14 protein-coding genes are annotated in these 13457 nt (G+C 57.0%); 1 reads left to right on the forward strand and 13 read right to left on the reverse strand.

Features of this window, described 5'->3' with window-relative positions:
- Positions 1-29: 29 nt before the first annotated feature.
- The 12 genes from trpS to ABLV17_RS08985 all read right to left on the reverse strand — a co-directional run bounded on the left by trpS (position 30) and on the right by ABLV17_RS08985 (position 9997).
- Positions 30-1034: a tryptophan--tRNA ligase gene (gene trpS, locus ABLV17_RS08930; RefSeq protein WP_015369391.1), complete on the reverse strand. Its 1005-nt coding sequence runs from the start codon at positions 1032-1034 to the stop codon at positions 30-32.
- Positions 1027-1788, reverse strand: a complete 762-nt coding sequence (gene gph, locus ABLV17_RS08935; RefSeq protein WP_213794126.1) for a phosphoglycolate phosphatase — start codon at positions 1786-1788, stop codon at positions 1027-1029. Before gph ends, trpS begins: the two co-directional genes overlap by 8 nt.
- Positions 1781-2458, reverse strand: a complete 678-nt coding sequence (rpe, locus tag ABLV17_RS08940; RefSeq protein ID WP_015369389.1) for a ribulose-phosphate 3-epimerase — start codon at positions 2456-2458, stop codon at positions 1781-1783. The genes gph and rpe overlap by 8 nt, the downstream gene beginning before the upstream one ends.
- A 17-nt stretch (positions 2459-2475) precedes the next feature.
- Entirely contained in the window at positions 2476-3303 is an 828-nt protein-coding gene (gene dam / locus ABLV17_RS08945; RefSeq protein WP_015369388.1) for an adenine-specific DNA-methyltransferase, read from the reverse strand.
- 79 nt (positions 3304-3382) lie between these two features.
- The gene (gene damX / locus ABLV17_RS08950) at positions 3383-4678 is read right to left on the reverse strand and encodes a cell division protein DamX (protein ID WP_271032851.1); all 1296 of its coding nucleotides are present in this window, start codon (positions 4676-4678) and stop codon (positions 3383-3385) included.
- Positions 4679-4762: 84 nt separating this feature from the next.
- The gene (gene aroB, locus ABLV17_RS08955; RefSeq protein ID WP_015369386.1) at positions 4763-5857 is read right to left on the reverse strand and encodes a 3-dehydroquinate synthase; all 1095 of its coding nucleotides are present in this window, start codon (positions 5855-5857) and stop codon (positions 4763-4765) included.
- A gap of 53 nt (positions 5858-5910) precedes the next feature.
- Entirely contained in the window at positions 5911-6432 is a 522-nt protein-coding gene (aroK, locus tag ABLV17_RS08960; RefSeq protein WP_002920267.1) for a shikimate kinase AroK, read from the reverse strand.
- 269 nt (positions 6433-6701) lie between these two features.
- Complete coding sequence (gene hofQ / locus ABLV17_RS08965; protein ID WP_213317297.1) at positions 6702-7946, reverse strand: DNA uptake porin HofQ; 1245 nt, start codon at positions 7944-7946, stop codon at positions 6702-6704.
- The gene (locus ABLV17_RS08970; protein WP_271032850.1) at positions 7855-8259 is read right to left on the reverse strand and encodes a HofP DNA utilization family protein; all 405 of its coding nucleotides are present in this window, start codon (positions 8257-8259) and stop codon (positions 7855-7857) included. Before ABLV17_RS08970 ends, hofQ begins: the two co-directional genes overlap by 92 nt.
- Positions 8249-8686, reverse strand: coding sequence for a hypothetical protein (locus ABLV17_RS08975; protein WP_271032849.1), 438 nt, complete (start codon positions 8684-8686; stop codon positions 8249-8251). Before ABLV17_RS08975 ends, ABLV17_RS08970 begins: the two co-directional genes overlap by 11 nt.
- Positions 8670-9209 carry a PilN domain-containing protein gene (locus ABLV17_RS08980; protein WP_213794130.1) on the reverse strand — a complete coding sequence of 180 codons (540 nt, stop codon included), beginning with the start codon at positions 9207-9209 and terminating at the stop codon, positions 8670-8672. The genes ABLV17_RS08975 and ABLV17_RS08980 overlap by 17 nt, the downstream gene beginning before the upstream one ends.
- Before the next feature lie 2 nt (positions 9210-9211).
- A complete protein-coding gene (locus tag ABLV17_RS08985) occupies positions 9212-9997 on the reverse strand; it encodes a pilus assembly protein (RefSeq protein WP_213794131.1) in 786 nt (261 codons plus the stop codon).
- A gap of 214 nt (positions 9998-10211) precedes the next feature.
- Between ABLV17_RS08985 and mrcA the strand changes: the two genes are divergently transcribed.
- A complete protein-coding gene (gene mrcA, locus ABLV17_RS08990) occupies positions 10212-12770 on the forward strand; it encodes a peptidoglycan glycosyltransferase/peptidoglycan DD-transpeptidase MrcA (RefSeq protein ID WP_087859070.1) in 2559 nt (852 codons plus the stop codon).
- 52 nt (positions 12771-12822) lie between these two features.
- Here mrcA and nudE read toward each other — a convergent pair whose 3' ends face one another.
- A complete protein-coding gene (nudE, locus tag ABLV17_RS08995) occupies positions 12823-13383 on the reverse strand; it encodes an ADP compounds hydrolase NudE (RefSeq protein ID WP_015703662.1) in 561 nt (186 codons plus the stop codon).
- Positions 13384-13457: the final 74 nt, after the last annotated feature.

Below are 13457 nucleotides of genomic sequence, written 5' to 3' on the forward strand. Positions count from 1 at the left end.
CCGGTTTTTTTTACCTTCAGCGAGCCTTATTACGGCTTAGCGACAAAGCCAATCGCTTCATATACCGCTTTCAGGGTCTTAGAAGCGTGCGCGCTGGCCTTCTCGGCGCCCTCTTTCATCACCTGATTAAGGAACGCTTCGTCGTTGCGGAAACGGTGATAGCGCTCCTGCAGCTCGGTCAGCATACCGGAAACGGCTTCGGCGACTTCGCCTTTCAGGTGGCCGTACATTTTACCTTCAAAGTGCTGTTCCAGCTCCGGAATGCTCTGGCCGGTGACGGCGGAGAGGATATCCAGCAGGTTGGAAACGCCCGCTTTGTTTTGCACATCGTAACGGACAACCGGCGGCTCGTCGGAATCGGTCACCGCGCGTTTGATCTTCTTAACTACCGATTTCGGGTCTTCCAGCAGGCCAATGACGTTGTTGCGGTTGTCATCGGACTTGGACATCTTCTTGGTCGGCTCCAGCAGCGACATGACGCGCGCGCCGGACTTAGGAATAAACGGCTCAGGCACTTTAAAGATATCGCCATAGATAGCGTTAAAGCGCTGCGCAACGTCGCGGCTCAGCTCAAGATGCTGTTTCTGATCTTCGCCTACCGGTACCTGGTTGGTCTGGTACAGCAGGATGTCAGCGGCCATCAGTACCGGGTAGTCAAAAAGACCGGCGTTGATGTTCTCGGCGTAGCGCGCGGACTTGTCCTTAAACTGGGTCATGCGGCTCAGTTCGCCGAAATAGGTGTAGCAGTTGAGCGCCCAGCCCAGCTGTGCGTGTTCCGGCACGTGAGACTGGACGAAAATGGTGCTCTTTTGCGGATCGATACCGCAGGCCAGATACAGCGCCAGCGTATCCAGCGTTGCTTTACGCAGGTTCTGCGGATCCTGACGCACGGTGATCGCGTGCTGGTCAACGATGCAGTAAATACAGTGATAGTCATCCTGCATGTTTACCCATTGACGCAGCGCACCCATATAGTTGCCAATGGTCAATTCACCTGAGGGCTGTGCGCCACTAAAAACGATGGGCTTAGTCATTTTTTAATTCCTGAGTTTCACTGTACGGTAGCCCAAGAGCGGGCAAGAGTTCATTAAATTGGTCAAAGATAAAATCCGGCTCGCTCAGCGCTATCGGCTCGCCGTAGTTGTAGCCGTAAGTCAGACCGATAGAGCAGCAACCCGCCGCTTTCGCCGCCTGAATATCATTGCGCGAATCCCCGACGAACAAGAGTTCGGCAGGCGTCAGAGAGAGCTTTTCCGCCACCAGCAGCAGCGGATCCGGATGCGGCTTTTTATTCTTCACATCGTCGCCGCCGATCACCACGCTAAAGTATTTCGCGATATCCAGCGCCTCGAGCAAGGGCGCCACGAACGGCGTTGGTTTGTTAGTGACCAGCGCCAGCGGCAGGCCTTTGGCATACAGCGCGCCGAGCGTATCGGCCACCGACGGGAACAAGAAACTGCCTTCTTCCGCCGCTTCGGCGTAATAGCGGTCGAACAGTTTACGCAAAACGCGTAGCTGTTCGTCTTGCGGTATATCATGATCGTCGACGGAAGGTTTCCCCATCGCCGCGCGTAACGTGGCGCGCTCCTGGCGAGCCCAGTTCAGCGCCCGTTCCATCAGGACGTCTGCGCCGTTGCCAATCCAGGTCACGACGCGTTCTTCACCTGCCACCGGCAGTTCCAGCGCGTAAAGCGCGCTATCAACGGCGGCGGTTAGACCCGGCGCGCTATCGACCAGCGTGCCGTCCAGGTCAAATGCCACGCCGCGGATGGCCTGTAATTTATCCATGACTAACCTTCGCTAATTCACTACGCATTTGATCAATAACTTTTTTGTAGTCCGGCTGGCCGAAGATCGCCGAACCGGCGACAAACATATCCGCACCGGCGGCGGCAATTTCACCAATGTTGCTGGCTTTCACGCCGCCATCGACTTCAAGGCGAATATCGTAGCCGGATTGATCGATAAGCTGACGCACCTGACGCAGTTTTTCAAGGGTGTGCGGAATAAAGGACTGGCCGCCAAAGCCTGGGTTAACCGACATCAGCAGGATCACATCCAGCTTATCCATAACGTAATCGAGGTAACTCAGCGGCGTTGCCGGGTTGAATACCAGCCCCGCTTTACAGCCGTGCTCCTTGATAAGTTGCAGGCTGCGGTCGACGTGTTCAGAGGCTTCCGGGTGGAAAGTGATAATACTGGCGCCGGCTTCGGCAAAATCAGGAATGATGCGGTCGACCGGCTTTACCATCAGGTGTACATCGATCGGCGCGGTAATGCCGTAGTTGCGCAGCGACTTCAGCACCATCGGGCCAATCGTCAGATTAGGCACGTAGTGGTTGTCCATGACGTCGAAGTGTACGACATCCGCGCCCGCCGCCAATGCCTTAGCGGTATCCTCGCCCAAGCGGGCAAAATCAGCCGACAGAATCGAAGGGGCAATCAAATACTGCTTCATCCGCATCTCCTTGAAATTTATTTGGTCTTCGGCGGACGGTACAGCGCTAATAGCTCGTCCACCTTTTTACGCGTACCACCGTTGCTGCTGATGCTGCGCCGAACCTTCACAATATGCGTTTCCGCCGCGTTTTTATACCACTCCTGCGTCAGCGGCGTGCGGTGGTTTGAGATAAGCACCGGGATCCGCTTTTTCATCAACGATTCCGCCTTTTTCGCCAGCAGTACCTGCTGATCAAGGTTGAAGCTGTTGGTGTGGTAGGCGGTAAAATTCGCCGTCGCCGTCAGCGGCGCGTACGGCGGATCGCAATAGACCACCGCCCGGCTATCGGCGCGCTTCATACACTCTTCATAAGATTCGCAGTAAAACTCGGCGTTCTGCGCCTTTGCGGCGAAGTGATAGAGCTCAGCCTCGGGGAAATAGGGCTTTTTGTAGCGGCCAAACGGCACGTTGAACTCGCCGCGCAGGTTGTAGCGGCACAGACCGTTGTAGCCGTGGCGATTCAGATACAGGAACAGCACCGCGCGACGCAGGGGATCCTGACTCTGGTTGAATTCATCACGGTACTGATAGTAACGCTCCGCGGCGTTGTTTTCCGGCGTAAACATCTCACGTGCGGCGCTGACGTATTCGTCGGTGCGCAATTTGACGATGTTATACAGGCCAATCAGATCGCTATTGATATCCGCGAGGATATAACGAGAAAAGTCGGTATTCAGGAATACCGACCCGGCGCCCACGAAGGGCTCAATCAAGCATTCACCTTCCGGCAAATGCTTTTTAATATCGTCGAGCAGGGGGTATTTCCCCCCCGCCCACTTCAGAAAAGCGCGATTCTTTTTCATGCTGCCTAACTAATTACACTTTCTCCGGCTGTGGAGAAATCGCTCCGACAGCATCCTGCGCTTAAGACTACTCGCGGCATTACTTCAGGTCAGCTTGTACCTGGTGCAGCGGTTTTGCCCATGGATTTTTCGCCTGAACATCCGCAGGGAGCGTGGCGACAGCACGTTTCGCTTCATCTTTCGAAGCGTAGATGCCGCTGACCAGCACATACCACGGTTGACCGTTGCGAGTCGTCTCATAGACAACATATTTTTCCAGCTTCTCTTTCTTCGCCCAGTTGTTCAGGTTGTTGTAGTTAGAGGAGCTGCTGAGCTGCAACGTATAGTTGCCAGAAGGCGCAGACTTCATCGAGCCAACATCGCCAGCGGTTTTGCTGCCAGCCGCTGCGGTCGCTGCGGTCGCTGCAGGCGCAGTGGCCGCCGGGGCGGAGGTAGTGGCGGCAGGCGCAGTAGCCGTTGGCGCGGTTGTTGCAGCCGGTTTAGTCTGCGCAGTGGCGACAGGCTTGCTGGCGGTAGCCGCCGGCGCGCTCTCTACGTGTTTAGGTTTGGTTTCAACCGGCGCTTTGGCGGTAGCCTGCGGCTTGCTTTGCGGTTTCGGTTCAATCACCACCTGTTTACGCTCAGCAGGACGCGGCGTGGCGGCCGTCTGGCGTTCGGTCGTTTGACGCGGCGCGGCGCCATTACGCATCGGCGCAACGGTCGCAGGTTCGGTCGGTAAGGTGGAGTTAGCAACGGCGCTATCCAGTTGACCCTGCTGCTGAGTCAGCGCGTTATTCAGGTCGCCCTGAACTTCCACACGCTGCTGGCCCTGCGGCTCGGAGGCGGGTTGACCCTGAGTCGGATTGGAGGCGATCGGCGGCAGAGAAACGTCCTGCGGCTGTTGCTGGTTGGTGTTGCCCGCAGTTTGATCGGCCGGCTGCGCGGCATTGTTGTTCTGGTCAGCGGTCATGCTTTGATCGCCTGACAGGTTAACGCTCTTCTCACCAGAAGCGGATTCATTGGAAGAAGATGGCGATTTCAGCGCCGAACCCACGCCGACAATCAGCAGCAGGAGTACCAGCACCCCGACGCCCATCATGACATACTGGCGGGAAGCCGGCTTAGCAGGGGCCTTTTTGCGTTTACGCGGGCGACGTTCAACCTGCTGCTCTTCTTCTACTTCTTCTTCGGACTCGAGGTCCTCTTCGTACTCTTCTTCATCGCGTTCACGACGGGCTTTGTTCGCGCGCGTCGGACGGCCTTCATCGGCCTCAAGATCGAGATCGTCGAAATTGATCTGCGGATCGGCGTCACGCTCGGAAGACTGACGGGAACGACCAGCACGACGATCGTTGCGATCGGCTTTCATATCGTCTTCTGGTTTGAAATCATCCATTTAACACCCCACTAAAAGGCTTATGCTCACGATTATTGCATGTTGCCCGAAATGATAACGCCGCGCGGACGCGGCTAGACCTTCTTATTGTTGCGCCTGCTGAGTATCAGCAATCGCGCCAAGAACTACATCGTGCGACACTCCGCCGCGGACCTCGCTCTTTCCTATAGCGAGCGGTAATACCAGGCGCATTTCGCCTGCCAGTACCTTTTTATCACGCATCATGTGAGGCAAATACGCTTCTGCAGACATTTCCTGCGGCCCGCGTACCGGCAACCCTGCTCGTTGCAACAGCGCAATCATACGCTGCGTATCCTGCGCGCTAAACTGCCCTAAACGCTCGGACGTATGCGCCGCCATGACCATTCCGGCCGCCACAGCTTCGCCATGTAGCCAGTTACCGTAGCCCATTTCAGCTTCGATAGCATGGCCAAATGTATGTCCCAGATTCAGTAAAGCACGTAACCCGGTTTCGCGCTCGTCGGCAGCGACAACTTCGGCTTTTAGCTCACAACAACGGCGAATACAGTACGCCATCGCCGATTCATCCAGCGCCATCAGCGCATCGATGTTGTCTTCAAGCCAGCAGAAGAACTCGCCGTCAAGAATAATGCCGTACTTAATGACCTCAGCCAGGCCGGAGGAGAGCTCGCGCTTCGGCAAGGTTTTGAGGCAATTAAGGTCGACGACCACGGAAACCGGCTGCCAGAAGGCGCCAATCATATTTTTACCGAGGGGATGGTTTACGGCCGTTTTGCCGCCAACCGAAGAGTCCACCTGCGAAAGCAGCGTGGTGGGAACTTGAATAAAACGTACGCCGCGCTGATAGCTCGCAGCGGCAAAACCGGTTAAATCGCCAACCACGCCGCCGCCGAGCGCCACGAGTGTGGTGTCGCGGCCATGTGGTTTTTGCAACAGCGCGGTAAATACCGTATCCATCACCGCCAGGCTTTTATATTGCTCGCCATCCGGCAGGATCACGCTGTCGACGTTGACACCCGCTTGCTCCAGTACGGAGCGAACGGTATCAAGATAAAGCGGCGCCAGCGTTTCATTGGTGACCAGCATGACCTGGTCGCCTGATTTCAGTGGCAGAAAAGAAGCTGGATCGTTAAACAAACCAGCCGCGATGGTAATCGGGTAACTACGTTCCCCGAGAGTTACAGTCAGCTTCTCCATAACGCGACGTCCACCTCAGTTGCTTTACTCTGACGCACTTTATTAAGCCAGAATCAGTTGCTTTCCAGCATATGAATAATCTGGTTTGCAACGACTTTCGCACTTTGATCGTCGGTGCGGATAGTCACATCGGCGATCTCTTCATACAGTGGATTACGTTCATCTGCCAACGCTTCAAGAACTTCACGTGGCGGCGCATCTACTTGTAATAAAGGACGCTTTTTATCGCGCTGCGTACGAGCAAGTTGTTTTTCGATCGTTGTTTCCAGGTAGACCACCACGCCGCGGGCGGAGAGACGGTTACGCGTTTCACGGGATTTTACTGAGCCGCCGCCAGTGGCGAGTACGATTCCCTGTTTTTCCGTCAACTCATTGATGATTTTTTCTTCACGATCGCGGAAGCCTTCTTCGCCTTCGACATCGAAGACCCAGCCGACGTCTGCGCCAGTGCGTTTCTCAATCTCTTGATCAGAATCGTAAAATTCCATGTTGAGCTGTTGGGCTAACTGGCGCCCAATAGTGCTTTTGCCGGCACCCATAGGCCCAACCAGAAAGATATTGCGTTTCTCTGCCATTTTTTCGGTACTACTAAGACTATTCGTTAATGATAAACCCGCTTCGCAGACACCCAGCGCAGCAGGACATGAACTGAAACCTCATATGCAATAGAGCGAGAGTCAGACTAAAAATTATCTCAATACTCCGGCTGGTTTGGCAACAGAATAAAATCACCGGACATAAAGGGAGGATTGATGTCGTACCCGACTCTCAAATCGGTACCCCTTGTATGCTAAATCCGTCCCCGCGTCAAACACCTGAAACGTGTTTAGCATGAAAAACCCGCTTAATGTACTGCCAGAATCCGCGGCGTGATGAAGACAACCAGTTCACGTCGTTCATTATCTTTACCATCATGGCGAAACAGCTGCCCGAGTATGGGGATTTCGCCAAGCAACGGCACACTGTCGCGCGCCGACTTATTCTTCTGTGAAAAAATACCGCCCAGCGCCAGGGTCTCGCCGCTTTTCACCTCGACTAAGGTTTCAATCTCTTGCTTATCAATTGCCAGCGCTTCGCCGTTTTCCTGCTGCAGAACCTGGCCTGGCGTATTTTCGCTAATGCGCAGCTTCAGGCGCACGCGATCCTGCTGTAGCACCGTCGGCGTCACTTCCATCCCCAGGACCGCCTCTTTAAACTCGACCGAGGTGGCGCCGCTTTCTCCGCTGGAGACCTGATAGGGGATTTCGCTGCCCTGTTTGATACTAGCGGGTTGCATATGCGACGCCAGCAGGCGCGGACTGGCGATGATGTCCACCTGCTGCTTTTGCTCCAGCGCGGAAAGCTCCAGCTCCAATAACCGCCCGTTAATCCGGCCGATATTAAAGCCGCCGCGGGTGGTTGCGTCTGACACCGCCAGATTGCTGCTCAGGTTGGTCATTTTCCCCATCCCCGGCGTGCTGCTGGCCTCCGCCAGGCTCCACTTCACGCCAAGCTCGCGCAGGCTGGTCGCGCTCATTGACACAATATGCGCCGCCAGCTCCACCTGCCCGACCGGCAGATCCATCTCTTCAGCCCACGCCTTCAGCGCCGGCAGATGACGATCGTCGTCGCGGATTAACAGACGATTAGTTCGCCGATCGACGGTCATCGTGCCGCGGGCGCTCAACAGCTTGCTCCCGGATTTCGCCAGTTCGTCTGCGTCGGCATAGCGCAGCGGGATACTGTGGTTGCGTAATGGCAGATTCTGCCAGCGTTTAGCCTGCTCGGCTTCCAGCTGCGCTCGTTTTGCTTGCTGCCACGCCTGTGTATGGATGTACAACACCGTGCCCTGCCGGGCCATTGTCAGCCCGGCGCTATCGAGAACCGACTGGAGCGCCTGTCGCCAGGGAACGCTGTTTAAGTGAAGCGACAGCGTACCGCTGACTTCCGGCGCCACGATTACATTAAGATTTTGCATTTCCGCCAGGCTTTGCAGTACCTGAACCACCGGTACATCATCAACCACCAACGACACCGGCGGTTCTTTTTTCGCCGCCGCGGCCAGCAGCGGCAGCAGCAGAAGTAGCAGCAGGCTTATCCTTCGCATCAGGTTGGCTTCCCTTTCGTGACCAGACCCAGCGTGCGGGTTCGCACCCGGCGCTGGCCTCCAGAGTTAATGTTTCTGCCGTTAGCTGTCGAATTCGCCAACCGCCAGGCAAAATATCGTTGCTTCGTACACGCCGCCACTGACCGGTGCGCTCCTGAATAAGGCCCAGCCACAGCGCCGGACGGCCAGTGCCGCCGCCGTATCGCCACTGTGTCAGCTGCGTGGTCTGGCAGCGATCCTCGACCGGTAAAAAAGGATCCCGCGCCCCTGCCAGCAGCGGGCAAAACAACAGCAGCAAGTATCCTTTATGGTTCATCGTCCTTCTCCAGCTGTAGCGACAACTGCAACGCCCCTTTTTCGATATTCAATGAAAAAGCGCCAGGGTATACCCCGCAGTCGGCAAGCCAGGCAAACAGCGGCGGCACCGCCTGCCAGTCAACCACAGCAAGCATCTCGCCGCCGCGCCCTCGCGGTTGCCAGGCCTGTAACAAGATACCGGCCACGGGTGGTTCCAGCGGTGAAAAACGCCGGGCCGTCCAATCATCAACCACGCGTTGCTGCAGCGTGGCGCGCAGCGGCAATACTCGCCGCCATTGCGTCTGTAGGGGCGGCGGCGCAGGCTGCGAAGCGCTGACAGCAGCAAGCGAAAACGCCAGATACATTGCCGCAGCCAACACTGCGCCGCAGAGTAACGCTAACGGCCATCCGCTCAGCGCCAGCAGGCGTTCAATCGCTAACCGCATCGGTAGTTTCTCCAGCAAGGAAAAAGCTGAATGACCAGCGCCCCTGTGCATCACGTCGCGTCGCCCCTGGCGTAACCGATTGAAAGCCCTCCAGCTTGCCAAGCGCTTGTTCCAGCGCCGCCACCGCCTTGAGGTTCAACGCCAGACCGTAAAGAGTGATGCCCTGCGGCTGATAGTCCAGCCCGGTCAGCCACAGCCGCTCCGGTAATAGTGCGGCCAGCGATAACAGTCGCGGCTGCCAGGCACGCGTCGCCGCCCGCCGCTGCGCTCGCCGTGCCTGCCGCTCACCGCGCTGTATTTCCTCGCGCATCTCCCGCTCGCGTTGTAACAACGCGGAATAAAGCAGATGGTCGGCCTGGGTGCGCATTACCTGCTGCGCCACGTCTATCTGACGTAACGTGCGCGTCGCTATCGTCAGGGCGATAATGCTTAGCGCCATCGCCGCCACCAGCAGCCCGCCCATACGCAAGCTTTGCCGCCGTCGCGTCTCGCGCCACGGCAGAAGATTAATCTGCTGCGCCATAGTTATTTACCCCCCAGCGCCAAACCAAGCGCGATAGCAAAACGATCGCCGCATGCGGGTAGCGGCGGCTGCAGGCGGTGGAGCACGCTCCAGCAATCAAAGCTATTTTCCGCCAACGGCAGGCTGCTACAGAGCTGGAACTGTTCATCATTGAGGCGCGAGGTTAAGTGCGAGAAAGAGGGGGCTTCAGCGCATGGACAATAGCCCCAGCGCTCCTGGGTCGCCCATAACCACTGCGCGTCCCCCTGCCAGACCAGGCCCTGAGCAGCGCCAGTAAGCCAGGGGAAAAAAGAAGTGAGAGCAGCCGCATCCGGCACGATCGCCGTCAGGCGCAGCTTCAGCCGCCGCGCCAGTTGACGCAGGCTGTCGATATCCAAACGCTGAGCCGCCGTCGCCTGCCAGCCGTCGTTAGCCGCGCGGGCGGCGTAATCGATACACAGCGAAGAGGCAGGCATTTCCAGCTGACGCGCCATCGTGCCCGTTATCCATGTCGCTCTTTCGCTTTCACGTAGCGACACCTGTGGCGCAGGCAACTGCTTTTGCAGCGTACGGCTGGCAGGAAGCGCAATGCACACCTGATGTTGTAGCGGCAGCTCGCGGCGCCAATCACGTAACCGCTTCACCGCCTCATTAAGGTCAATGATGCTGCCCTGCACCACCAGGCCGGGCGGCAGCGGAATTCGCCACCAGCGACGCAACGCCCAGCGCCCGCGTTCGTACAACAGCGCCACGATGGCGACGCTATCCTGTTGAATGTGAATTCCTATACGCCAATTTCTGAAAGTCATGCTTAGATCTCCTTATCCGCGATTGCGATTCAAGGAGCAGCCTGGATATACCATGTGGCGAAATGGAGGCTTTTAGCGTCGATCGACACGCCGTCCGGAAGGCATAGCGCCAGCAAGCCGCCCCGTGGGGGTATATCAATGCTCCTGGCTTGCCTTTATACTACCGCGCGTTTGTTTATAAACTGCCCAAATAAAACTAAATGGGAATTCTCCGGTGAAGTTCGTAAAGTATCTTTTTATCCTTGCAGTTTGTTGCGTTCTGCTGGGAGCAGGCTCGATTTATGGCCTCTACAAATTTATAGAGCCGCAACTCCCCGATGTCGCGACCTTAAAGGATGTGCGTCTGCAGATCCCGATGCAGGTCTATAGCGCGGACGGCGAGCTCATTGCGCAATATGGCGAAAAGCGCCGCATCCCCGTCACTCTGCAGCAGATGCCGCCGGAGCTGATAAAAGCGTTTATCGCGACTGAAGATAGCCGCTTCTATGAGCATCATGGCGTCGATCCGGTGGGGATTTTCCGCGCCGCGAGCGTAGCGATGTTCTCAGGCCATGCCTCGCAGGGCGCCAGTACTATTACTCAGCAGCTCGCGCGTAACTTTTTCCTCAGCCCGGAGAAAACAATAACGCGTAAGATCAAAGAGGTTTTCCTCGCGATCCGCATCGAGCAGCTGCTGAATAAAGACGAAATTCTCGATCTTTACCTCAATAAAATTTACCTCGGCTACCGCGCCTATGGCGTCGGCGCCGCCGCGCAGGTTTACTTCGGTAAAACGGTCGATCAGCTGACGCTGAGCGAAATAGCGGTTATCGCCGGTCTGCCGAAAGCGCCTTCCACCTTTAACCCGCTCTATTCGCTGGACCGCGCGACCGCGCGTCGCAACGTGGTGCTGTCGCGAATGTTAAGCGAAGGCTATATCACCCAGGCACAGTTCGATCAGGCGCGCAGCGAGGCGATTGACGCCAGCTACCATACGCCGGAAATCGCCTTCTCCGCCCCGTATCTGAGCGAGATGGTGCGTCAGGAGATGGTCAACCGCTACGGCGAGCAGGCCTACGAAGACGGCTATCGCGTCTACACCACCATCACGCGTAAAAACCAACAGGCCGCCCAGCAGTCGGTGCGTAAAAACGTGCTCGATTACGACATGCGCCACGGCTACCGCGGCCCGGCCAACGTGCTGTGGAAAGTTGGCGAGACCCCGTGGGATAACAAAAAAATCCTCGATACGCTGAAAAAACTGCCGGGCGTCGGCCCGCTGGCGCCGGCGGTAGTGACCTCCGCGAATCCGCAGGAAGCAGTCGCGTTGCTGGGCAACGGCACGTCGGTGGCGTTAACGATGGATGGCGTCCGCTGGGCGCGTCGCTACGTTTCCGATACGCAACAAGGCTCGACGCCGCGCAAAGTGACCGACGTCATTCAGACCGGGCAGCAGATTTGGGTGCGCAAAGAGGGCGACAAATGGTGGCTGTCGCAGGTGCCGGAAGTGAACTCCGCGCTGGTATCTATCAACCCGCAAAATGGCGCGATTATCGCTCTGGTCGGCGGCTTTGACTTCAATCAGAGTAAGTTCAACCGCGCTACCCAGGCGCTGCGTCAGGTTGGCTCCAATATCAAGCCATTCCTTTATACTGCGGCGATGGACAAAGGCTTAACCCTCGCCAGTATGCTTAACGATGTGCCGATCTCCCGCTGGGATGCCGGCGCGGGCTCCGACTGGCGGCCGAAAAACTCGCCGCCGCAGTACGCCGGCCCTATTCGTCTGCGTCAGGGATTAGGCCAGTCGAAGAACGTGGTGATGGTGCGCGCAATGCGCGCAATGGGCGTCGATTATGCGGCAGAGTATCTGCAGCGTTTCGGCTTCCCGGCGCAGAACATCGTCCATACCGAATCACTGGCGCTGGGTTCCGCTTCCTTTACTCCGCTACAGGTCGCCCGCGGCTACTCGGTAATGGCTAACGGCGGCTTCCTGATTAACCCGTACTTCATTAGCAAGATCGAGAACGACCAGGGCGGCGTGCTGTTTGAAGAGCGGCCTAAGGTCGCCTGTCCGCAGTGTAATTCGCCGGTGATCTACGGCGATACGCCGAAATCCAACGTGCTGGAAAACCAGGATGTTGAAGAGGTCGCCACCTCTCAGGAGCCGCAAAACGGCGACGTTCCGCCGCAGCCGCAGCTTGAGCAGGCTAATCAGTCGCTGGTCGCGCAAAGCGGCGCGCCGGAGTATGCCCCGCATGTTATTAACACGCCGCTGGCCTTCCTGATTAAGAGCGCGCTGAATACCAATATTTTCGGCGAACCGGGCTGGATGGGCACCGGCTGGCGTGCGGGCCGCGATCTGCAGCGTCATGATATCGGCGGCAAAACCGGTACCACCAACAGCTCAAAAGACGCATGGTTCTCCGGCTACGGCCCGGGCGTCGTGACGTCGGTGTGGATTGGTTTCGATGACCACCGCCGCGATTTGGGCCGTACCACCGCTTCCGGCGCGATTAAAGATCAGATTTCGGGTTATGAAGGCGGCGCTAAAAGCGCCCAACCGGCCTGGGATGACTTTATGAAACGGGTGCTGGAAGGCGTGCCGGAAGAGCCGTTAACGCCGCCGCCGGGTATTGTGACGGTGAATATCGACCGTAGCACAGGTCAACTGGCTAACGGCGGCAACAGCCGCGCCGAGTACTTCATCGAGGGCACGCAGCCAACCCATCAGGCGGTGCGCGAAGTTGGCACCACCATTACCGATAGCGGTGGCGAAACCCACGAGTTGTTCTAATAAAAAAAGCGCCTGCAGGCGCTTTTTTTATGTCCGGATGAGACGCTTATAACTACAAACGCCCCTGCGCCTGTAGCCATTCACGCACCAGAAACAGCGCGCTGACGTTACGCGCTTCATTGAAGTCTTCTTCTTCCAGTAGCGACATCAGCTGCGACAGCGGCCAGCGCACCTGCGGCAGCGGTTCCGGCTCATCGCCCGGCAGCGATTCCGGATAGAGATCTTCCGCCACCATAATGTTCATTTTGCTGGAGAAATAAGATGGCGCCATGCTGAGCTTCTTCAGGAAGGTCAATTGACGGGCGCCGAAACCCACCTCTTCTTTCAGCTCGCGGTTGGCGGCTTCCATGGCCGTCTCGCCGGGGTCGATAAGCCCTTTGGAGAAACCCAATTCGTAGGATTCGGTACCGACCGCATATTCGCGGATTAAAATAATGTGGTCGTCAACAATCGGCACAATCATTACGGCTTCACGCGCGGTGGGCCGCATGCGTTCATAAACGCGACGCACGCCGTTGCTGAACTCCAGGTCCACGCTTTCAACATTAAAAAGACGCGAACGCGCTACCGTTTCAACGTTGAGAATGGTGGGTTTTTGTAATGATTTGCTCATTGTCATCGGTCTATGCTGTGATTACAGAAGTCATTGTGCGATACGCAGCACGGTTTCGGCAATCCAAATTGCCA

The organism is Klebsiella sp. CN_Kp091 (genome assembly GCF_040065095.1).
GTDB classification, from domain to species: Bacteria; Pseudomonadota; Gammaproteobacteria; order Enterobacterales; family Enterobacteriaceae; genus Klebsiella; species Klebsiella aerogenes.

Excerpts from the sequence above, each read along its gene's own strand:
- trpS (WP_015369391.1), bottom strand. The coding sequence starts at position 1,034 with ATGACTAAGCCCATCGTTTTTAGTGGCGCACAGCCCTCAGGTGAATTG.
- gph (WP_213794126.1), bottom strand. The coding sequence starts at position 1,788 with ATGGATAAATTACAGGCCATCCGCGGCGTGGCATTTGACCTGGACGGC.
- rpe (WP_015369389.1), bottom strand. The coding sequence starts at position 2,458 with ATGAAGCAGTATTTGATTGCCCCTTCGATTCTGTCGGCTGATTTTGCC.
- dam (WP_015369388.1), bottom strand. The coding sequence starts at position 3,303 with ATGAAAAAGAATCGCGCTTTTCTGAAGTGGGCGGGGGGGAAATACCCC.
- damX (WP_271032851.1), bottom strand. The coding sequence starts at position 4,678 with ATGGATGATTTCAAACCAGAAGACGATATGAAAGCCGATCGCAACGAT.
- aroB (WP_015369386.1), bottom strand. The coding sequence starts at position 5,857 with ATGGAGAAGCTGACTGTAACTCTCGGGGAACGTAGTTACCCGATTACC.
- aroK (WP_002920267.1), bottom strand. The coding sequence starts at position 6,432 with ATGGCAGAGAAACGCAATATCTTTCTGGTTGGGCCTATGGGTGCCGGC.
- ABLV17_RS08970 (WP_271032850.1), bottom strand. The coding sequence starts at position 8,259 with ATGAACCATAAAGGATACTTGCTGCTGTTGTTTTGCCCGCTGCTGGCA.
- ABLV17_RS08975 (WP_271032849.1), bottom strand. The coding sequence starts at position 8,686 with ATGCGGTTAGCGATTGAACGCCTGCTGGCGCTGAGCGGATGGCCGTTA.
- ABLV17_RS08980 (WP_213794130.1), bottom strand. The coding sequence starts at position 9,209 with ATGGCGCAGCAGATTAATCTTCTGCCGTGGCGCGAGACGCGACGGCGG.
- ABLV17_RS08985 (WP_213794131.1), bottom strand. The coding sequence starts at position 9,997 with ATGACTTTCAGAAATTGGCGTATAGGAATTCACATTCAACAGGATAGC.
- nudE (WP_015703662.1), bottom strand. The coding sequence starts at position 13,383 with ATGAGCAAATCATTACAAAAACCCACCATTCTCAACGTTGAAACGGTA.